At 38.1% G+C, this 21,067-nt stretch carries 18 protein-coding genes, 1 pseudogene and 1 riboswitch; of the genes and pseudogenes, 12 read left to right on the top strand and 7 right to left on the bottom strand.

Annotation, left to right across the window (positions count from 1 at the left end; all coding sequences use genetic code 11):
• Window positions 1-99 precede the first annotated feature (99 nt).
• Genes G8Y84_RS07585 through G8Y84_RS07570 form a run of 4 tightly spaced genes read left to right on the top strand, consistent with a single transcriptional unit; the run spans window position 100 to window position 4,138 of the window.
• Entirely contained in the window at window positions 100-2,043 is a 1,944-nt protein-coding gene (locus G8Y84_RS07585) for a BglG family transcription antiterminator (RefSeq protein WP_165806236.1), read from the top strand.
• Window position 2,044: 1 nt separating this feature from the next.
• Window positions 2,045-2,488, top strand: a complete 444-nt coding sequence (locus G8Y84_RS07580; protein WP_103159202.1) for a PTS sugar transporter subunit IIA — start codon at window positions 2,045-2,047, stop codon at window positions 2,486-2,488.
• Between the two features lies 1 nt (window position 2,489).
• On the top strand, window positions 2,490-2,774 hold the full coding sequence (locus G8Y84_RS07575) for a PTS sugar transporter subunit IIB (protein WP_037576225.1): 285 nt from the start codon (window positions 2,490-2,492) through the stop codon (window positions 2,772-2,774).
• Between the two features lie 17 nt (window positions 2,775-2,791).
• A complete protein-coding gene (locus tag G8Y84_RS07570; protein WP_037576224.1) occupies window positions 2,792-4,138 on the top strand; it encodes a PTS ascorbate transporter subunit IIC in 1,347 nt (448 codons plus the stop codon).
• Window positions 4,139-4,247: 109 nt separating this feature from the next.
• Here G8Y84_RS07570 and G8Y84_RS07565 read toward each other — a convergent pair whose 3' ends face one another.
• Complete coding sequence (locus G8Y84_RS07565) at window positions 4,248-5,522, bottom strand: YSIRK-type signal peptide-containing protein (RefSeq protein ID WP_172458455.1); 1,275 nt, start codon at window positions 5,520-5,522, stop codon at window positions 4,248-4,250.
• Between the two features lie 254 nt (window positions 5,523-5,776).
• A riboswitch (SAM riboswitch) is annotated at window positions 5,777-5,874 on the top strand.
• Between the two features lie 61 nt (window positions 5,875-5,935).
• Between G8Y84_RS07565 and G8Y84_RS07560 the strand changes: the two genes are divergently transcribed.
• The 4 genes from G8Y84_RS07560 to G8Y84_RS07545 all read left to right on the top strand — a co-directional run bounded on the left by G8Y84_RS07560 (window position 5,936) and on the right by G8Y84_RS07545 (window position 9,675).
• Window positions 5,936-7,213, top strand: a complete 1,278-nt coding sequence (locus tag G8Y84_RS07560; protein WP_105963265.1) for an O-acetylhomoserine aminocarboxypropyltransferase/cysteine synthase family protein — start codon at window positions 5,936-5,938, stop codon at window positions 7,211-7,213.
• A gap of 16 nt (window positions 7,214-7,229) precedes the next feature.
• Window positions 7,230-7,382, top strand: coding sequence for a hypothetical protein (locus G8Y84_RS07555; protein ID WP_157946068.1), 153 nt, complete (start codon window positions 7,230-7,232; stop codon window positions 7,380-7,382).
• 131 nt (window positions 7,383-7,513) lie between these two features.
• The gene (locus G8Y84_RS07550) at window positions 7,514-8,206 is read left to right on the top strand and encodes a type 1 glutamine amidotransferase domain-containing protein (protein ID WP_103159199.1); all 693 of its coding nucleotides are present in this window, start codon (window positions 7,514-7,516) and stop codon (window positions 8,204-8,206) included.
• Between the two features lie 278 nt (window positions 8,207-8,484).
• Window positions 8,485-9,675 (top strand): MFS transporter, encoded by a 1,191-nt coding sequence (locus G8Y84_RS07545; RefSeq protein ID WP_103159198.1) that lies wholly within the window; start codon window positions 8,485-8,487, stop codon window positions 9,673-9,675.
• 18 nt (window positions 9,676-9,693) lie between these two features.
• On the opposite strand, the gene G8Y84_RS07540 is transcribed toward G8Y84_RS07545, so the two are convergent.
• On the bottom strand, window positions 9,694-10,707 hold the full coding sequence (locus tag G8Y84_RS07540) for an alpha/beta hydrolase (RefSeq protein ID WP_165806235.1): 1,014 nt from the start codon (window positions 10,705-10,707) through the stop codon (window positions 9,694-9,696).
• 201 nt (window positions 10,708-10,908) lie between these two features.
• Between G8Y84_RS07540 and G8Y84_RS07535 the strand changes: the two are divergent.
• Window positions 10,909-11,907, top strand: a pseudogene (locus tag G8Y84_RS07535) (metal ABC transporter solute-binding protein, Zn/Mn family); the annotation flags it as partial.
• 46 nt (window positions 11,908-11,953) lie between these two features.
• Here G8Y84_RS07535 and G8Y84_RS07530 read toward each other — a convergent pair.
• From G8Y84_RS07530 to G8Y84_RS07520, 3 genes are all read right to left on the bottom strand, one after another.
• Window positions 11,954-12,847 (bottom strand): fructose bisphosphate aldolase, encoded by an 894-nt coding sequence (locus tag G8Y84_RS07530; RefSeq protein ID WP_103159195.1) that lies wholly within the window; start codon window positions 12,845-12,847, stop codon window positions 11,954-11,956.
• Window positions 12,848-13,144: 297 nt separating this feature from the next.
• A complete protein-coding gene (locus G8Y84_RS07525) occupies window positions 13,145-14,338 on the bottom strand; it encodes a putative multidrug effflux MFS transporter TcaB (protein WP_165806233.1) in 1,194 nt (397 codons plus the stop codon).
• Between the two features lie 11 nt (window positions 14,339-14,349).
• Complete coding sequence (locus tag G8Y84_RS07520) at window positions 14,350-14,901, bottom strand: isochorismatase family protein (protein WP_037576192.1); 552 nt, start codon at window positions 14,899-14,901, stop codon at window positions 14,350-14,352.
• Between the two features lie 269 nt (window positions 14,902-15,170).
• Between G8Y84_RS07520 and G8Y84_RS07515 the strand changes: the two genes are divergently transcribed.
• From G8Y84_RS07515 to G8Y84_RS07505, 3 genes are all read left to right on the top strand, one after another.
• Complete coding sequence (locus G8Y84_RS07515) at window positions 15,171-15,962, top strand: arylamine N-acetyltransferase family protein (protein ID WP_037576189.1); 792 nt, start codon at window positions 15,171-15,173, stop codon at window positions 15,960-15,962.
• Window positions 15,963-15,972: 10 nt separating this feature from the next.
• Window positions 15,973-16,533 carry a TetR/AcrR family transcriptional regulator gene (locus G8Y84_RS07510; protein WP_103159191.1) on the top strand — a complete coding sequence of 187 codons (561 nt, stop codon included), beginning with the start codon at window positions 15,973-15,975 and terminating at the stop codon, window positions 16,531-16,533.
• Between the two features lie 396 nt (window positions 16,534-16,929).
• Window positions 16,930-18,144 (top strand): 3-hydroxyacyl-CoA dehydrogenase, encoded by a 1,215-nt coding sequence (locus tag G8Y84_RS07505; protein WP_320795266.1) that lies wholly within the window; start codon window positions 16,930-16,932, stop codon window positions 18,142-18,144.
• 100 nt (window positions 18,145-18,244) lie between these two features.
• Here G8Y84_RS07505 and G8Y84_RS07500 read toward each other — a convergent pair whose 3' ends face one another.
• On the bottom strand, window positions 18,245-18,955 hold the full coding sequence (locus G8Y84_RS07500) for a hypothetical protein (RefSeq protein WP_103159189.1): 711 nt from the start codon (window positions 18,953-18,955) through the stop codon (window positions 18,245-18,247).
• 151 nt (window positions 18,956-19,106) lie between these two features.
• On the bottom strand, window positions 19,107-20,903 hold the full coding sequence (locus G8Y84_RS07495; protein ID WP_103159188.1) for an acyltransferase family protein: 1,797 nt from the start codon (window positions 20,901-20,903) through the stop codon (window positions 19,107-19,109).
• Window positions 20,904-21,067: the final 164 nt, after the last annotated feature.

Below are 21,067 nucleotides of genomic sequence, written 5' to 3'. Positions count from 1 at the left end.
TGATTTTAGATATGAACTTTTGCGGATTTTCAAATGCAAAAGGTTGCATATCTACCTCTTCTGGAAAGCGTTTACAATAAAAGTATAGGAGGCATAAATTTGTTAAGCAATCGTCAACATCAGATTTTAAATCGAATAAGCAACGTTTCACAATTTGTCACAACGAGCCAACTAGCTAAAGAATTCAATCTTTCTGAGAGAACCATTCAATACGATATTGAGTATTTAGAAGCTATGTCTGAAACGTTAGGCTATCGTATTGTCAGAAGTAAATCTGAAGGGGTTAAAGCGTTTCATGAAAAAAATGAAACTGATATAAATGGAATGAATCCTACACAAATTAAACAGTATCATTTTTCAAAAGATGAACGATTAACATTGCTCAAACTAATACTATTAGAACAAGAGAGACCATTAAGTTCAAAAACTTTGGCAGAGGAATTGCGTGTCAGTCGCCGTACAATAGCGAGTGACATTAAAGAAGCTACCCAGTGGTTTGAAGTCAACAAACTTGCTATGACCTATATTAAAAACAAAGGGTTCATTATCAAAGGGGAAGAATCTGACTATCGAAATGCGTATGCCCAACTTCTACATAGGTATTATGAAGAGATGAATGATGCCATAATTGCTCACTTTAATGGTACTGAAGACTTAAAGAATATTCGTAAACTGGTTATTAAGGTACTTAAAAATGAAGAGTATCAATTAGTTCAAACTGCAATCGAAGGGCTTATCTTACATTTATTTATCGCAATCAAGCGCCTTAAGCAAAATTATCCCTTACCATACACATCTAAAGAGGATGCATTCCATCAGGTTAATCAGCAATATCAAGTAGCGATAAAGTTAAAAACGGAAATAGAACACTATTTTAATATTGAATTTCCAGATTCAGAAGTTGAATTGATTACATTACATTTACTTGCTTCTAAACAATCTACATTGAATGTAGAACGACATCACGTTTCAGAACTTGAAGAATTAATAAGTCAATTTGTAGAAAGATTGAGCTTCGAAATGGGGATTGAATTTTTTACAGATCACAAATTAATTCAAGGATTATCGATTCATTTATCTCCCGCAATTTATCGAATGCAAAATCAACTCAATCATATTAATCCCTTACATGAAGATATTGTGAATGAGTATCGTGAATTGATAGATATGATTCAAAAACATGTAACTTTATTTGAAAATCATTTCGATATCCAGTTCAATGCGCATGAAATCAGTTATCTTACGCTTCATTTTGCATCAAGCTTTGAAAGATTATTAAATCGAAAACGTAAACAGATTAAAGTTATATTATTGTGTGGGTCTGGGGTTGGAACTTCTCAATTGTTAAATGCGAAGTTAACGAATATATATCCTGAGTTTGACATTATAGAAGCGTATTCAATTTACGAAATAGATGAAGTTGAATTAATGGAAATGAATGTGGATATGATTATTTCAACGGTACCGACGCAATATAAAACAATTAAAAGCATTACAGTTTCTCCATTGTTAACACAGGAGGACATAAAAAAACTTAATCATATTATTAATTCCAAACGCGTAGAAAATGCAAGCCTAGATTGCACTTCAGGAGTGTCGCTCAGTGAAATTCTTACAGATTCACGTATCTTTGAGATTTCCGTCAAAAAGACATTTGAAGAAGCAATCACCCAAACAGTATATCCGTTAGAACAAGATGGGATTGTCTTAAACACATACAAAGATGAGATTATGAACAAGTTGCATGAACTTGGCCCCTATATGGTTATTGGTCCGCATATTGCATTAATTCATGGTAGTACAACTCATGTGAAAGGCGTAGGAATGAGTTTAGGATATTTCAAAAAAGGCGTTGTTTTTAATCATGATAGGTTTGATCCAGTAAAAATCATTGTATGCTTAGCAACTGAAAACACAAACGTTCATTTAAAAGCATTAAAGCAATTAAGTGAACTTTTGTTTAGAGATGAAATAAGAAACCAATTAATTAATGGTCAATTAGAAGACTTTAAAAAGAATATCCGAAAAATGGAGGGGAAATAGAGTGACTTTAGACGTCCTTACAAAGGATAAAATTATAGTAAAAGATCAAGTGGACAGTTGGGAAGAAGCAATTGAGTTCGCAGCACAACCTTTGTTAACACAAAAATATATAGAATCTTCCTATATAGATTCTATGATTCAAAGTGTTAAAACACTAGGGCCTTATATAGTTATAGCACCACATGTCGCTATTGCCCATGCGAGGCCAGGAAATGATGTGCATCAAGTGGGCCTCAGTTTATTGAAGCTAGATGAGGCGATAAATTTTTCAACTGACAGTCACTATGCAGAGTTGGTTTTTGTACTTAGTGCTACTGATTCTACATCGCATTTGACGGTTTTACAAAATTTAGCTCAGTTGCTAGGGCAACAAGAAAATATTGAAGCATTATTAGAGGCTTCAAATGAAGAAGAAATTATCAATATTATTAAAGGAGTAGATTAATATGAAAATTTTAGTCGTATGTGGACATGGTTTAGGAAGTAGTTTTATGGTTGAAATGAATGTGCAAGAGGTTCTAAAAAATTTGAATATTGAGCAAGAAATTGAAGTTGAACATAGTGATATTATGACCGCAAGCCCAGAGATGGCTGATTTGTTCATTTGTGGACGAGATTTAGAAGAAAACGCAGCCCGTTTAGGCGAAGTTTTGATTTTAGATAATATTTTAGATAAGCAAGAATTAGAAGAAAAACTAACGGATAAATTACGTGATTTAGATAAAATTTAAAAACTGGGGGTGTCATCATGAAAAGCATTCTTGATTTTATCGTTGATATTTTAAGCCAACCTGCAATATTAGTGGCGTTCATCGCATTGATTGGACTTTTAGTTCAAAAGAAACCGGCCTCTGTCGTGACGACAGGCACCATTAAGACCATTTTAGGTTTTTTAATATTAAGTGCAGGTGCCGGAGTTGTTGTTCAATCATTGGAGCCTTTTGGAAAAATCTTTCAACATGCATTTGGTGTACAAGGGGTAGTTCCAAATAATGAAGCTATTATTTCCATCGCATTAGAGAAGTATGGCACAACCGCAGCACTTATTATGGTATTTGGTATGATTGTTAATATTTTAATTGCGCGCTTTACGAACTTGAAATACATTTTTCTTACTGGACACCATACATTTTATATGGCAGCATTTTTAGCCATAATTTTAACTGTTGGAAAAGTAAGCGGTACGCTAACTATAGTTATTGGAGCGATTATTTTAGGATTAATTATGTCTGTTTTTCCTGCGTTGGCACAGCCAACCATGCGAAAAATTACCGGCAATGATCAAGTAGCGTTAGGTCATTTTGGTACGGTAAGCTATTGGGCGGCAGGAGAAATTGGCAAATTGTTTAAAGGGAAATCAAAATCAACTGAGGAAATTAAGTTTCCTAAAGGGTTGAGCTTTTTGAGAGAAAGTACCATTAGTATTTCAATTACAATGGTTGCATTATATTTGATTGCGAGTTTATTTGCGGGGGTAGGTTTTGTTCATAAAGAGATTAGCCATGATCAAAACTTTATCGTTTTTTCACTGATTCAAGGAGTTACTTTTGCGGCAGGGGTCTTCATTATTTTGACAGGTGTCCGATTGATTTTAGCTGAAATTGTTCCTGCCTTTAAAGGGATTTCTGAAAAACTTGTTCCTAATTCTAAGCCTGCATTGGATTGCCCAATTGTTTTTCCATATGCGCAAAATGCAGTATTAATTGGATTTTTTGTTAGCTTTGTGACAGGTGTAGTAGGTATGTTCATCATGTTTATGCTTGGCGGTGTGGTTATTTTACCAGGTGTCGTTCCACACTTCTTCCTAGGCGCAGCTTCGGGTGTGTTTGGAAATGCACGCGGTGGTATTAAAGGTGCTGTTTTTGGTGCAATGATGAACGGTATTTTAATTACTTTCTTACCTTTATTATTCTTACCTTTCCTTGGAGATTTAGGTCTTGCTTCAACAACATTTTCTGATACAGACTTTTTAGTGGTGGGTATCGTATTTGGTAATATTGTAAAAACACTAGGTGTTATTGGTGTTATTTTAACTATTATTGTTATTGCAGCTTTAGCTATCTTTTTACAAAAACGTTCAAATAAAGCAGTATAAATCAAAGAGATCTTAACAAATTGCGAAAAAAACTTATATAACAAGAAAAAACGGATTGGGAATTCACCCAATCCGTTTTTGTTGCATGTCGAAGGTGTATCGCTTTGAATTACGCTTTACGACGTAAGCCAAAGAAAGCTAATACAGCACCGATGAATGCAACAAGTCCTCCGAATAATGTACCTTGTTCTGTTGAACCAGTTTCAGGTAAAGCTTGTCCTTCTGCTTGACCTTCAGCTTGTGCTGGTGTTGCTTCAACAGATCCTTGAGCAGTTGCTTCGTTTGCTACGTGAGCATCAGCAGCAATTGCTTCTTGACCTACAGCAGTTTCAACTGGTGTAGATGCTGCATCGTAAAGGTTTGTGCCTGCAGCCACTTCTTCAGCATCAGTGTAACCGTCAAAATCAGTATCGACAGTTGCCGCTGGTGTGATAGAGGCATCAGTTGTGCTTGTGCCTTCAGCGATTTCTACGTCATCAGTGTAACCATCGTTGTCCGTATCTAAAGTACCCTCTGGTAATTCATGAGTGACACCTGTACCGTTAAGTGAAATGTCGCCTTCAGGTAATTCGTGTGTTACGCCAGTACCGTTGATTGCGATGTCACCTTCAGGAAGTTCATGAGTAACACCCGTACCGTGGTCATATAAATAACCATCTAAAGAGCCTTTAGGAAGCGCTTCAGCATAAGCAGGTTCACCGTTAATACCGATGTGACCTTCTGGTAGTGGTTCAGCATAAGCAGGTTCACCTGTTGCTGTTACTGTTTCGTTAAGGTTGTTTTCTACCCAAGCAGAGCCTGTTTCAGGACCTTCTGCTAATGTAGGTTCCCAAGCTTGACCATCGACGTTGCCATTAGCATCTACGTAAGCAGAACCGTAGCTTTCCCCTAAGTTGTCATTTGTCCAAGCTTGACCGTCAACGTTGCTTGAAACCGCGTTGTCTGCAACCCAAGCAGAACCCTCAGTATTGCTTTCTACTGCAGAATCCACAGCATTGCTTTCTGCTAATGTAGGTTCCCAAGCTTGACCATCGACGTTGCCATTAGCATCTACGTAAGCAGAACCATAGCTTTCTCCTAAGTTGTCATTTGTCCAAGTTTGACCGTCAACGTTGCTTGAAACCGCGTTGTCTGCAACCCAAGCAGAACCTTCAGCATTGCTTTCTGCTAATGTTGGTTCATAAGCTTGACCTTCAGCGTTGCCGTTAGATTCTACATAAGCTGTGCCGTAACTTTCCCCTAAGTTGTCGTTTGTCCAAGCTTGACCATCAACTTCAGCTGCATCTGCAGAAGCATTTGCGCCAAAGAATAAAGTCGCACCTACTGCGATAGAAGCTGCGCCTACTGTAAACTTGCGAATCCCAAAATGTTGCTTTTTAAACATTCTCTCATCCTCCAAAAAATAAGTAAATTTTTGAGTGGCATAATTAATTAAATGGCACCCTTTACAATTTAAGATTATCACAACTAACATACTATTACCACATTACACAATTTAATTATTTCAAAATTATTAAACGATAATATTTAGTTTTTGTATAAATAGGAAATACTAGATATTATTAATCTTATTCAAGAAATCGGAATTCGTATTGACTTCTACATGAGTATGTTATACACTAAGTTTAATTTCATAATTACTTATCTAGATTGGTGGAGGGACAGGCCCTTTGAAACCAGGCAACCTATTCAGTTAGGTGCTAATTCCTGCAGGTGATGAACCTGAGAGATGAGTCTTAATGCGTAAAGTCTATCTTTCAAGGTAGGCTTTTTTTATTTATTTAAGGGGGAGTACTCATGACTCAAGACTATCGATTTGAAACGTTACAATTGCACGCCGGCCAAGAAGTGGACCAAACGACGAATTCACGCGCAGTTCCGATATATCAAACGACATCTTATAACTTCGACGATACGGAACACGCCGCACAATTATTTGGACTCGAAGAACTGGGCAATATTTATACACGTTTAATGAATCCAACAACAGCAGTATTAGAAGCACGTGTCGCAGAGCTAGAAGGGGGCGTAGCAGGCGTCGCTGTTGCGTCAGGTATGGCGGCGATTACATATGCCATCCAATCGGTTGCGCAGTCAGGAGACCATATTTTGGCGTGTGAAACCTTATACGGAGGCACACATACATTATTCACACATACGTTGTCAAAATTTGGCATTGACGTGACGTTCATAGACACACGTGATCCTCAAAATGTCGCAAAGGCGATTCAAGAGAATACGAAAGCTTTATTTATCGAAACCATTGGCAATCCTGAAGGAAATGTTGAAGATATTGAAGCGCTTGTGAAAGTGACAAAAGCCCACGGTATTCCACTCATCGTAGATAATACGTTTGCGACGCCTTACTTACTCCGTCCGATTGCGTATGGGGCGAATATAGTGGTGCATTCTGCGACAAAATTTATTGGTGGACATGGTACATCGATGGGAGGTGTCATTGTTGATGCGGGCAACTTCGATTGGACAAACGGAAAATTCCCAGGACTAAGTGAACCAGATCCGTCCTATCATGGTATCGTTTTTAGCGAGAAATTTGGAGATGCGGCATTAGCCTTTAAAATACGAACAACATTATTACGGGATACGGGGGCGGCACTGTCACCTTTCAATGCATTCCAACTGACACAAGGGTTAGAAACATTATCGCTACGTATGGAACGTCACGTCGAAAATGCTGAAAAAGTGGCCCATTATTTATCCAAACATCCGAAAGTCGCTTGGGTAAAATATGCGGGACTTCCTTCAAGTAGTTATTATGATTTGAAAAACAAATATTTACCTCGAGGGGCAAGTTCAGTATTTACATTTGGGGTTAAAGGCGGTTATGAAGCGGGGAAACAATTTATCGAAGCTTTAGATTTGTTTTCACTACTTGCGAATGTCGGGGATGCCAAGTCACTCGTCATTCATCCCGCATCAACCACACATCAACAATTAACCGAGGACGAACAATTAGCAGCAGGTATTGCGCCAGAAACGATTCGCTTATCCATAGGCTTAGAACATATCGATGATATTATCGATGATTTGGCCAAAGGCTTCGCTGCAATTTAACAAATGGGGGATTATGGTGACGATAACGATAGAAGAACACTTAAAACAATTGATTAATAAAAAAGAAGAATGGCAAACTTATGAACCGATTAACACAGCGGCAGAAATGATGAAAGATCAAAAATTACAAGAATATGAACGCGCAATTCAACGTCTTCAAACGCAATAATGAGGGGTAACGCATGGTGACCCCATCCCAAAATAGAGACGTACACGATAAATATGCAAACAAATGATTCGTAAGCATCCCAAAACTACTTTATAATAGATGAAAATCTTATAAAAAGTGGTGAAGGTGACATGAAAAAGATAATGATTGTCAATACAAGCCATACACATTTTGACGGCACAGATAAAACTACTGGCTTATGGTTAAGTGAACTCGTGCATTTTTACGATGAATTTCAAAATGATGAAAATTTCCAAGTTGACTTGTATAACATTAAAGGTGGGGAAACGCCTTTAGATCCTGTAAGTTTGATTCCAGGCATTTTAGATAAAGTGACAAAACGCTATTATGAAGACGAACGGTTTATGGCGCAATTGAAACTTACGCCAAGTATTGAAACCGCAGATCCCACGGCTTATGACGCGATTTATTTTACGGGTGGTCACGGTGTGATGTATGATTTCCCAGGAAATGAATATATCAATCAAGCCGTCAACACGATTTATGACAACGGCGGTATCGTTTCCTCCGTGTGTCATGGGGCGGCAGCATTATTAGAAGTAAAACGTCCGAACCACCGATTTTTCATTGATGGCAAGCGATTAACTGGGTTTTCCAATGCGGAAGAAGTCTTAGCCAATCGTAAAAGTATTGTGCCATTCGAGTTAGAATCTGAATTGAAAGTAAAAGGCGCGAAATATGAAAAATCAAAAGTGCCGATGAAAGGATTTATCCAAACAGATGATTCGTTAATTACAGGCCAAAATCCTGCTTCTGCGAAAAAAGTGGCTGAAGCGGTCAAAGCGGCATTAGCTTCAAAATAAATTTCGAGGATTCCTCGGGAAAACTGTCTACAAATTATTGATTTTGTAGACAGTTTTTTAATGCCCACGTTTTCTCTAGTAGGAGTTTCACTCGACCCATGATTGTTCTTCAATAGAGGCGCGATGAAAAGAAGAAACCTACACGTGTTGAGATTGACGAAGAGGATTTGTTGTGAAAAATATAGAAAGGTTTTTGAATAGCATTCCCGTGAGGGTTTATGTGAAAATAGAATAGCATTAATTCATCATTGGAATGATATTTTGAGAGGTGAGCATATATGAATCGGGTCCATTATCAATGGATTACCTTCGTATTATTTTTTACGGGGTTACTCGTCATGTTTAGCTTATATAGCACGATTACTACAGGTACTTTCATCGCACAAGATTTGTCAGTTCCTGTTTTTCAAGCGCCGTATGCGAGTATGGCATTTTCATTTGCGTTTGCCTTCGGATGTCTCGTTTATGGATTGTTATCAGACAAATTGGGGCGTAAACGTGTCATGATTTATGGCTTAATCGCACATACGATATTTACAGTCATTTCAGTATTTTCGACGACGTTTACCATGTTTGTCGTGCTTCGTGCTTGCCAAGGCTTGGCGGCTGCAGCTTATGCACCCATCATTATTGCGTACATTTCAGACGTATTCCCAGCTCAAAAACGTGTCACAGCAACGAGCTTTGTGACAATGGGCTTTTTATTTGCGGGAATATTTGGCCAAGTAGTGAGTGAAATGATTGCGAACGTTTATTCATGGCGCATGGTGTTTTTAATATTAGGCAATGCGTATGCGCTGCTCACAATCATCAATATTTGGTTGTTGCCGAATACGCCCCTACAATCGACCTCCGTGCAATTTAAAGATTTTGGGCGTAGTGTCGTCTCGGTTTTTCGAAAGCCAACCCTTCTCCTGTGCTATATTATCGCATTTTTCTTATTGATGACGTTTATTAATGTGTATGTCGTACTCGGAGAAAGTCTTTTAGGAAAAAACAGCCAGGGCATGCAAACAATTGCTGCGGTCAGCAAATTTTTCGGCGTCGGGGGCATTTTAGTTTCCTTAACCGCAGGCAAATTGTCCGAACATTATTCTGTATCGAAAGTTCTCACGGGGGCGCTTGGACTTACCGTTTTGGCCATCGTACTTATGGCGGTCAATACGAGTCTCCTCGGCGCAATTTTGCTGAGTGTGCTCTTCGGTTTAGGCATTGGTTTGGCACTGCCAACCCTGATTTCTAAAGTCGTGCAATCTGTCGATGTGAACAAAGGATTTTATACGACATTGAATACGTTTGTTATTTTCTTTGGAACAGCGGTAGCACCAGTGACTTTAGGCTGGGTTCAGCAACAGCCTTCATGGTCTATGCAATTTTTAATGCTTGCGGGTCTTATCAGTATCGCATTCATTGCGTCAATCATAATATTAATCAGAGATCGACAAAAAAAGGGTCCGCCTGTGTCATAAAGACAGGCGGATCCTTTTTTATGCTAAATGTTGTTTGAGAAAACGGATTAGGGCGTCAAAGTTGATTTTGGATTCATATAAAGACATATCAAATTGATACTCGTGCTGAAGTGGACTTTCGTGAAATGTGCCTTCAACAGGGACACCATTGCGTTCCATCGTCTCAATAAATTGGAGTGCTTGATCTTCAAAAGAACGATGCTTGGCGTCCGTCAAATAACTTGGAGGAAATTGTGCGTTCATATTAAGGGTCACACTGGCCTCCATCGTTTTCGGGCTGACACGCCAATGTCTGTCATCAAAATAAGCCCAAGCCAGTCGACTAAATAATTGATTGGCCATCGGATCATCAGTACGATCCATACGTTGCGTATTTAAGAGGGACGAATAAAAGACAGCTGCTTTTATCGTTGAAGGGTCCACCGTTTGCATAAACGACGTCGTTTGGCGATAGGCTTCGTTCACTTGAATATTAATAAACTGACCAATAATTTGTCCCCCAGCAGAATCTCCTCCAAAAGCAACACGGGACATGTCCGCTTTATAGGCCTGGGCATTTTGGTGAACCGCTTGAACGGCTTTTTCTAAACTATAAATCGGTTCAGGATAACGCGCCTCTGGAACGAGGGCATAGTTAATATTGACCACGGTATACCCTTGTGCGGCAATCAGCTGCATATAAGGTGTGAGGTCAGATTTATCCCCGCTCATATAGCCACCACCATGCACCCAAAATAAAATTGGATAACCTTCTTTATCCCCTATAGGCATAAAAATATCCATTTGACCGGTGCTTTCTGTAGCATCATACACGATGTCGTGTAGCGCAGTGACTTTCTCTTTAATATTTGTATAATGAGGATCGTTTTGCATCGTTTGTTTTAAATAATCTTTATGTTGTGGTTGATTAAACAATAGTTTTGAAAGAAACACACCTGGCATCGGTGTCAGTTGATTTAAAGTATATAAAGATGCGGCTGTGGCAGCGGCAGTACCGAATGCCACTTTCGCGATGTGATTGAGATGTTTCATCTTGTTGCCTCCTTGTCATGAAAAAATAATTTATTATTATCCCATAATATCTTGGAATGATTGCGACTACTGTCATTTTACTATGTGAATGTCGTTTGAAAAAGCAAAGTGGTCATAAAAAACTATTGCAAGCACCCCCACCTTACTGTATAATTTTAAATCGTAATAATTACTATTTAAACAGAAGGAGATTGCGCTAATATGAAGAAACGTTTTTTAGCTTTTTTAACTATCGCATTCGTAAGTATTCTTTTAGTCGCATGTGGCCAATCTGATTCTGGAAAAAAATCATCTTCAAGTGACAAACTCCAAGTGAAAACAACAGTGTTTCCAGTCAAATCATTTATTAAACAAATTGGCGGCAAACATGTCGATGTCGAATCCATTTATCCAAAGGGCACAGATTTACATAGCTATGAACCTTCACAAAAGGATATTTTAGACGCGAGTAAATCAGATTTATTTGTTTATACAGGGGATAATTTAGATCCAGTCGCTAAAAAAGTGGCGGGAGCGATTAAAGAGGACGATAAAAAATTGTCACTCGAATCACATTTGAATAAGAGCGAATTATTGAAAGAAGAGCATGAACACGAACATGAGGGCGAAGATCACGACCACGAGCACGGAGAAAAAGCGCACGATCACGAAGCGGACCACGATGAGCATGAACATCATCACCATGGCATGTATGATCCACATGTATGGTTGGATCCGAAAATGAATGAAACAATGGTTAAAGCCATACGCGATGAATTAAGTAAAAAAGACCCAAGTCATAAAGCAGAATATAAGAAAAACGCAGATGAATTGTTAAAAGAACTTGATGGCATCGATAAAGATATGAAAAAAGCGACAGAAGGACATCAAGGGGACACACTTTATGTTTCACATGAATCTTTAGGCTACTTGGCCAAACATTACGGATTTAAGCAACAAGGTGTTCAAAATATGAACGCAGAAGATCCATCCCAAAAAGAACTGACAGATATCGTGAAAGCGATTAAAGATTCGAATACAAAATACATTTTATACGAAGAAAATGTATCCAATAAAGTGACAGACACGATTCGCCAAGAAACAGACGCACAACCTTTGAAATTTAACAATATGGAATCCGTGTCTAAATCACAAAGTCAAGATGCGACATATCAATCTTTAATGAAAGAAAATATTAAAAACATTGAAAAAGCGCTCAACAAATAAACTAAAGCCACACTCCAAAGGCGGGGTGTGGCTTTTCATATTATTGAACTTTGTTGACAGAAGCGTCATAAATAGAATCAATCGTTTCACCAAGAATTTTATCAAACTCTTCATCAGATTGACTGACACGTAAATCGTTAATCAGTGCACGAGAGAAACTTGCGATTAAGCCGTTATTTGTTTTTAACACTTCATTGGCATGTTCACGGCTATAACCTCCAGATAATGCGACGACACGCACCACGTTTGGATGATTGATTAATGATTCATATTGATTTTTGTTCGTCGGAATCGTTAATTTTAACATTACGAGAGCATCTTCAGGAAGGGCATCTAAATGTTTTTGAATAACCTCACTTAAGTAAGCCTCTATCTCCGCTTTATCTGTCGCATCAATATTAACCTCGGGTTCAATAATTGGTACTAATCCTTTTGCGATAATTTGTTGAGCGACTTCAAATTGCTGGTCAATCACTTGATTGATGCCATCTTTATTAAACTCTAAAATGTTAGAGCGCATTTTAGTACCGAAAATTTTATGCTCAGTGGCACGGTCTAATAATGATTCTAATTCAGGCATCGGCTTCATGAGTTGAACGCCATCTTTTTGTTCTGCAAGCCCTTTATCTATTTTCAAGAAAGGAACAATCCCTTTGTTCGCAAGATAGTCGCCTGTATGTTGTCCTTCAACTTCGCGATCCATCGTTTGTTCAAAAAGAATCGCACCAATCACTTTATCAGAAGTAAAAGAAGGAGAAGTTACGATACGCGTACGCATTTCATGAACAAGATTGAACATTTCATCATCATTACGATATTGATCTTCATTGACACCATAACCACTTAATGCTTTAGGGGTACTCCCGCCACTTTGGTCTAGCGCAGCAATAAAACCTTTACCATTTTTAATCTTCTCTAATTGTTGTGTATTCATAGTTTCACTCCTCGTAAAAATATCGTACACCTACAGTATGCCTAAAACATGAGTTACGTTCAAATAATTCATGCTTTTTCAAAATTTTCTCGTCAGTGTCGCTTTTTAATATAATTCCACACAGCAGCAAAAGGCGACTGGGTGGATGCAGCGAAGCAAGAATTTGAATCGGTACAAAAAGCACTTGAAGCGATTAAATAAAGATGAAACCACCCGGTAAGAAAGGTAATCTTAAAAGTTAGACTAAAATCTACCTTTAAAGGATTCATTACCTCTCTAAAACGGGTGGTTATATATTTACAGATGTGCTTTTTTTAAATGTCGTATGTGCACGGCATGAAGGATAAAAATCAAGATTAACGTAATGATAAGTACAATAAGATATGGAATAAAACTCCGTTCTCCCATGAGTCCGACAAGAGGCGTTGTTGCGGCTCCGACAAAATATTGAAGCAAGCCTACTAAACTTGAGGCACTCCCCACGGCTTTTTTCTGACCATCCATGGCGATAGAGAAACCTAAGGTCGTCACCCCTGATACGGAGGCCACAATGAGAAAGAAACCTGGAATAAGAAACCATAACGATGCGTGATTTAAGAGGGACACAATTACGATGATTGCCCCAATCAATTGAATCACGCTAAAACTTCTAAATAATTTGAACACATTCATTTTTTTGACAAGACGTGCCGTCAATTGTGCGGTAAAGATGAGGCCAAGCCCTGTAAATGCAAAAATATAACTATAGGTTTGTGGTGTTAAATGGTAAATATTTTGCAAAATAAAGGGTGAAGCGGCCATATAACTAAAAAACAACGCAAAAGTTAAACTTTGGATTAAAATCGGTAAGATAAACGTTTGACGTTGGATTAATTGACGAAAGTCTTGGAAAACTGGCTTAAATCCTGCGTCACTTCGGTATTCCTTTGCCAAACTTTCGTCCACTTTAAAGAGCACACCGATAAACATTAATGTACTGAGAACCGCTAAGATGTAAAAAATGATGTGGTAGCTCATATGATCAGTCAATACCCCGCCAATCATTGGGGCAAAGACAGGTGCTGCACCATTGACAAGCATGAGTAACGCAAGGAATTGTGTTAATTCATTACCTTTATATTTATCGCTGGCAATCGCTCTTGAGAGGACAATGCCAGCTCCTCCAGCAATCCCCTGTATGAATCGCGCAGCAATCAGCAGTTCAACATGCGTCGCGAGTGCACACACGATGGAAAAGACAATATAGAGGATTAAACTGACAATCAAAGGTCGTTTTCGCCCCGTTTGGTCTGAAACGATACCGAAAATAATATTACCTAACGCCAGCCCGAACATAAAAAAGGTAAGGGTAAGCTGTGTTTGCGTCGTGGACGTATGCAAGGCATCGGCCACTTGGGGTAAGGCAGGTAAATACATATCAATGGAGAGTGGACCAAAAGCAGCGAGCCCTGCCATTACTAAAATGAAAATAAAACTTGGTTTTTGTTTCATCTTAGGCCCCCTTATTGTAAGAGGTCATCTGTCGTTGTAATCTTGCCCATTAATGGGAATGAATAGTTTAAAGAAAACTCATGTAATTCAGCTTTAGGTGCAGCCATCATATCACTGACAAAATATTGTTCATAACCGTGTTGATACGCATCACGTGCAGTCGTATCTACGCCCATATGCGTCGAAATCCCACCGAGAATAATCGTGTCAATGCCACGGCGGCGCAATTGTAAATCTAAGTCTGTTCCGAAAAACGCACTGAAACCACGTTTGTTGACGATAAAGTCATGGTCTGTAATATTAAAACGTTCAGGAAACTCAGAAAAGTCTTTGCCTGGTTTTCCAGGTAACGCTTGTTCTGCAAGACGTGGACTTAAAGCATCTTTGCCATCGTGAAAATTCACACGAACAAAGGCGATAAAACCATCGTTTTCTCTAAACTTTTGAATCATTTTTTCCGCATTGCTCAATACCGTTTCTGTAGAATTCGGTGCTGTCTCCATAGAAACAATGCCTTTTTGTAAATCAATTAATACTAATGCCGTTTTTTTATAATTAATCATCATTATAACTCCTTTATATTCAATATCATGTTCCTATTATACATGCCGAATTTCATAAAGTTCTATGGATGTGCCCACAAGCGTGATGCAATAAATGAGAGTCTAGAAGCTTATATTTTTCTAAAAGTTGATAATAAAAAGATAAAGCGTAGTTATAAACGGAATCATGCCAGAAAAACATTCGGAATGCATTCCGTTTGAAAGGGGAGATATTTCGTATTACCATATTCATGTAGAAAATGTAGTTTAAAAGAAATGGAGTGAACGCTATGGATATTCAAGGATTAGAACGTTATTTAAATATAGATACAACACGTTTTCAAGCGCCTACAAAAGAAACATTAAATCATGATGTAGAGCGCTTCATGCGTACCGTTCCATTTGAAAATATTGATGTACAAAATGGTATTCCAATTTCTGTGGAGGTTAACGACCTTTATCATAAAGTCGTTGAGCGTCAGCGTGGGGGATTTTGTTACGAACTAAATACGCTCTTTAAAACGTATTTAATCGAAAAAGGGTTTGAGGTCTTTAATGTATCAGCAACCATCCATACTCCAGGCGGAGGACGTAGCCAACCCGACTCTCACATGTCCACAATTGTCGTGATCGATGGAACACATTACATTGCAGATGTCGGTTTCGGTGATCTACCTCTACAAGCAATACCGTTGACAGAGGATGCAGAACATAATGTTGTTCAAGATGTCACAGGAACATTTAGAGCGGTGTTTATCGATGAAGCGCACAAACAATTTGAAGTTCAAAAATGGGAAAACGACGCATGGGATACAAAATATGAGTCCGATATTTCCCCACGCACGATTGATATGTTTGAGGACAACATCAAATACAATCAAACAAATCCGAATTCTGTTTTTGTGAAACGCTTAGTCATAACAATGCCGACTGAAAAAGGACGTGCCACAATGTCACAAAATCACCTTACATTAACAGAAAAAGATGAAAAACGTAAAATAGACGTCACATCAGACAATTATCGTCAACTTTTAAAAACGTATTTTAACTTAGATGTTGAGATTCAACGTCTAGAAACATAAGGAGGCCCTCATGCCAGAAAACAAACAGCGTAGTGACGCACGTCAAAATAAAGCGCGCATACTCGGGACCGTCAATCAATTATCACAACAAGGCGTTGACATTTCAGAAATGAAAATGACAGAAATTGCCAAACAAGCAAATGTTGGGGTCGGCACATTGTACCGTCATTTTGAAAATAAAGCTGTCCTCTGTATCGCTATGATGGATGCCCAAGTGGAAACGATGTTTGATGAAATTCAACATTTTTTAGCTACACACGCTACTGCCACGGCTTACGAACGGGTAAAAGGGATTCTCCAAATTTATGTTGATCTCAAAGAAACACACTTTCACACGTTATCTTTTATTGAAAAGTCGATTAACCGTTCGATTTCAATCGTACAAATCCCATTTTATCAACAATTGGCCGAGACGATTAGTGAACAACTGGATGAAACAGAACAAAGCCATTTTAAAACACATTTGTTGTTGAATTGCTTTTCAAATGAATTTTATTATTTTGCCAAAAATGATTTGAAATTGTCTAAAGAAGCCTATATTCAACAAGTCTTAGATGTGATATTAAAATAGTATAGTCAAAATTTAAGTAACAATGAGAACTAAGAACACTTATTAAATGAATGTGTATGAACAATGGTTTTGCTAAGTCCCATTTTAAGGTTGGCCGTTTATGAAAAATCAATGAAACAAGGGATTCTATAATGGTGACAGTCGTTTAAATATTAGTGATTTAGTGATTACAAGGTTTTACTAAGCGCATATCTACTATATAAGTTTAAACAATGCCACGAAATAAGAAGAGTTTTCCAAATTAAACAGTTGCGAGTGGAAATCTCTTCTTTTGATTTTCAAAGGTATATTAATTACACTTATGTTGTGAATAAATTGTGACACCCCATAAAAATAACACCTCATGATTTTGTTAATTTTTAGATGTCATAATAAAGTTATTTACTAAAATTATTTCTGAAGGGTAGTGTAGAGATGAATATTAAAAATGTAGTTGTCGCTGGTGGCGGTGTATTAGGTAGCCAAATCGCTTTTCAGGCTGCGTATTCAGGTTTTAACGTTTCAATTTATGATGTGAATGAAAAAGGGCTTGAAGCGGCAAAAGACCGTTTAGAAAAATTAGTACCGCGTTATATTAAAGATTTAGATGCGCCAGAAGACAAATTAAAAGCAACCGTTAAAAGCATCCAAACTTCAACAAATTTAAAAGAAATTGTTGCAGATGCGGACTTAGTGATTGAAGCCGTTCCTGAAAAATTATCAATAAAACAATCATTTTATAAAGAACTTGGAGAAGTTGCGCCAGAAAAAACAATTTTCGCAACAAACTCTTCAACATTATTACCAAGTGATTTTAAAGATGCGACAGGACGTACAGATCGTTTCTTAGCGTTACACTTTGCGAACGAAATTTGGTTAAATAATGTCGGCGAAATTATGGCGACTAAAGACACAGATCGTGCTGTATTTGATGAAGTTGTTGAATATGCAGGAGCAATGGGCTTACACCCAGTGCCAATTAAAAAAGAACATGCAGGTTACGTTCAAAATTCACTTCTTGTGCCATTCTTCCACGTGGCTGAAGAAATGTATGCGAATGAAGAAGAAACACCACAAGAAATTGATAAAATTTGGATGAACGCTATACATATGAACGTGGGTCCATTCGGTGCGATTGACGTCGTTGGTTTAAATACAAATACTGCGATCGTACAAGCAGAATATGAAAAAGACGGCACACCTTGGAAAAAAGCGTACGTTGACAAAAATAACGTCAAAATCGAAAATGGTGAACTTGGTAAAGCAACAGGTAAAGGATTCTACACATATCCAAACCCTGAATATAAAACTTGGGATATTCCTGTAGGCGAAAAACCATCTGACGAACATTTACAACAAGCCGTCGCGAATGACAACAATGGCGTGTTATCTAAATTGTTATTGTCTTTATTCAAAGCCGCTGAAGATTTATACGTTAACGAAATTGCAGAATACGATGTCATTGATACCACTTGGCATATCAACTCACGTTCACCTATTGGACCATTCGAAATGATGGATGCGATAGGTATTGATAAAGTCATTGAAATTCATGAAAAATACGACAACAACATTGATCAAGACGTGATGAAATTTTTAGAATCACGTCGTGGCAAAACATTTTATTCTTAAAAATGTGTGAATCAAATTAAGCGCGCTCATCTACAAATAGATGGGCGCGCTTTTTTATGGAACACTTATATAAAATGCGTTGATACGCTCATTCCGTCTCTTATTTGTTGTTAAAGTATTCCGTAATTTTATCTTTAATATCTTGTAATTTACTGTTCACTTTATCGAGTTCACGTTGCATTTCATCGCTATTGCCATTTTGGCGTTCATTTTCCGCATTTTGTAAGTTGTCTGCGGTTTTGTTATAGTCATTGACTACTTTTTCGGCTTGTTGACTGTTTGCGCTATTTTTTAAATTCGCGATTTCTTGTTTGAGCGCATCGATTTTACTTTGGGTATCAGACTGGTTATTTTCAATACTTTTTTTCGCTTCTTCAACTTGTTGTTGGAGTTGATCATTTTTTTGTTGGACCACTTGGGAATCGTTTGGATTCGTTTGTTCCGACTGTGGTTCAGTGTTAGACGTTTGTTCCGAATCGTTGGCCCCCGTACAAGCTTTGACGATAAAAGCGACGAGCGCAATGGCCACGATAAAGAGGAGGACCATTAACCATTTGTTTTTGCGTTTGGAAGATTCAATTTCTTGTTGTTGATATTGTTCGCGGCGATAGTCTCTTTCATTGTAATCATTAGCGCGACGTTGAGGACGGATGAGAATACCACCGAAGACCTCATGTTGTTGATGATCGGTTAACGTATTAATATTTAAATCGGTATTCAATTGATTAAATTTGTCGTAAGCAATAATCGTCCCATCATCTAAAATCTTTTCAATTCTTGGATAATCCCGATTGCGATCTTGACGTTTCACAGCAATTCCTCCCCTTTGACTCGGTTGATATGCATCTCACTTTGATAAAAAAATAATGTAATAACAACGTATTTTAGTTTATATTTATCCTACCACATAACCCTTTTGGATACAAAAAACACGAGGCGCTTAACGCACCTCGTGTTGCACATTATTTGTCATGTTCATGTTGTTTTTTCAGTTCATCAATAATCAGTTTGCTTAATGCTTTTTGTCCCGCATATTCTAAGTGCACACCGTCATACGCAAAGTATTCAGGATGCCCCCCAGAAGCTTTATGCCAATCAATCAGATGCACATTTTTATGTTTATCAGCGGCTTTTTTCAAGCTATCATTGACGTTTTGTTCATAATCACGAGGCACACGAACATTCACGAAATAAATGTTGGCATCGCCTAAATCGTCAATAATTTGATTCACTTGGTCTTCGGTAAAGGCTCCGTTTGTACCTAACTGCATCACCACATCTTTTTTCGGTTTCGCAAAGCTTTGATATTGCGAAGTGATGAGAGCGTTCGCTTCGGATAATTGGCGACCCACTTTACCATCAATTGTGGCATTTGGTACCTCTTTTTGGAAAACGTTACCGATATCTACCATGACCGAATCCCCAATTAACAGTGGCGAAAGTTGCTTGGCGTCCACTTTAGAAGATTCTGGTGTAGGGGTCGGTTCTGCTTTAGGTTTTTTCGCCGTTTGATTTTGGAATTCCGTTTGTTTTTGATCACTATGTGCTTTACCTAAAGCATCAAACTGCCCACTCAAAAAGAGGAGCGAAGGAATTGCCAAAATTACGACGAGCGCTAGGCGTACAAAGTGCTGAACGTGTGTCGGTTTGAACGAAAACGCACGGAATCCTTTTTTACGGATGGGATTTTCAATGAAGCGATACGATAATTCGGCAAACAGAAACATTAGCACAATATCAATGACATACACATAACTTGGAATTTGTCCTGCGACAAAATGGCGATGTAAAAGGACAATGACCGGATAATGCCATAAATACAAGCTGTATGAGCGTTTACCGATAGCGACGAATAGAGGATTACCCATGAATTTTGCGAAGAATCCAGAAGGGTGCACTACACTAGCAATCGTAAACAACGTCACAAACGAGATTAAATAAAACCCGCCATGATAAATCCATTTGTCATGTTCACTCACATTGAAAATAAAATAAGCGACAAGTGCGAAACTCAAAACGCCAATCACGTCGACAAACAGGCGTAATCGATGGGCGACATTGACTTTTAATCGGAAGGGCGGCCACACAAGCGCAAGCATCGCCCCTAACAATAAGGTTTGAAGGCGGGTATCCGTTCCGAAATACACACGCGCAGTACTACTTGTCACACTCGATAAATAAATCATTAACGCTAATGAAATTAATGAAACAATAAAAAATATGATAAACGTATACTGTCTTTTTCTAAACTTGAATATCATATAAAGAATAAATGGGAAAAACAAATAAAATTGTTCCTCAATCGCAAGCGACCACAAATGTTTTAACGGTGCGATCGAAAATTGGTTGAAATAATCGACATCTTGCGCGATATACCACCAGTTTGACACATAGAAAATGGCCGCAATGGCATCCTTTTTCAAAGCGAGTATAATACTCGGCTCAAAAATAAGCGTATACGTCAATACCACTGCCAACATAAATAACACGGCAGGGATTAAACGCTTCACACGGCGTAGCCAGAAAGCAGGTAAATCGATCTTCCCTGTTTTGTCATACTCCGTAATCAATAACGAAGTAATTAAAAACCCGGAAATCACGAAAAACGTATCTACACCAAGAAAACCACCTGGCAACCATTGAGGATTCAAGTGAAAAATAATAATTGCGATGACGGCAATCGCTCTAAAACCGTCGAGACCAGGAAGATAACGTTGCGCATGAACAGGTTTCGTTCTTTTTAATTCCTTTTGTGTCATTCATAACATCCTTAAACTCATAGAATTAGACATCGATGACATGTCATCAATACGAATCATATGTAGATCGATGCAAAAGGTTTCTCACGTACTTCATTTCGCAAAGTACGGGCAACCCGTCTTACTCAATTATTATATCTTAATAATAGGAACATATGAATAAT

It is taken from the genome of Staphylococcus sp. 11511212, assembly GCF_011394755.1.
Taxonomy (GTDB): Bacteria; Bacillota; Bacilli; order Staphylococcales; family Staphylococcaceae; genus Staphylococcus; species Staphylococcus chromogenes.
This window is presented reverse-complemented; position numbering and strand designations above follow the sequence as displayed.

Excerpts from the sequence above, each read along its gene's own strand:
- G8Y84_RS07515 (WP_037576189.1), top strand. The coding sequence starts at position 15,171 with ATGGATATTCAAGGATTAGAACGTTATTTAAATATAGATACAACACGT.
- G8Y84_RS07575 (WP_037576225.1), top strand. The coding sequence starts at position 2,490 with ATGAAAATTTTAGTCGTATGTGGACATGGTTTAGGAAGTAGTTTTATG.
- G8Y84_RS07565 (WP_172458455.1), bottom strand. The coding sequence starts at position 5,522 with ATGTTTAAAAAGCAACATTTTGGGATTCGCAAGTTTACAGTAGGCGCA.
- G8Y84_RS07560 (WP_105963265.1), top strand. The coding sequence starts at position 5,936 with ATGACTCAAGACTATCGATTTGAAACGTTACAATTGCACGCCGGCCAA.
- G8Y84_RS07550 (WP_103159199.1), top strand. The coding sequence starts at position 7,514 with ATGAAAAAGATAATGATTGTCAATACAAGCCATACACATTTTGACGGC.
- G8Y84_RS07540 (WP_165806235.1), bottom strand. The coding sequence starts at position 10,707 with ATGAAACATCTCAATCACATCGCGAAAGTGGCATTCGGTACTGCCGCT.
- G8Y84_RS07530 (WP_103159195.1), bottom strand. The coding sequence starts at position 12,847 with ATGAATACACAACAATTAGAGAAGATTAAAAATGGTAAAGGTTTTATT.
- G8Y84_RS07545 (WP_103159198.1), top strand. The coding sequence starts at position 8,485 with ATGAATCGGGTCCATTATCAATGGATTACCTTCGTATTATTTTTTACG.
- G8Y84_RS07520 (WP_037576192.1), bottom strand. The coding sequence starts at position 14,901 with ATGATTAATTATAAAAAAACGGCATTAGTATTAATTGATTTACAAAAA.
- G8Y84_RS07510 (WP_103159191.1), top strand. The coding sequence starts at position 15,973 with ATGCCAGAAAACAAACAGCGTAGTGACGCACGTCAAAATAAAGCGCGC.
- G8Y84_RS07570 (WP_037576224.1), top strand. The coding sequence starts at position 2,792 with ATGAAAAGCATTCTTGATTTTATCGTTGATATTTTAAGCCAACCTGCA.
- G8Y84_RS07525 (WP_165806233.1), bottom strand. The coding sequence starts at position 14,338 with ATGAAACAAAAACCAAGTTTTATTTTCATTTTAGTAATGGCAGGGCTC.
- G8Y84_RS07495 (WP_103159188.1), bottom strand. The coding sequence starts at position 20,903 with ATGACACAAAAGGAATTAAAAAGAACGAAACCTGTTCATGCGCAACGT.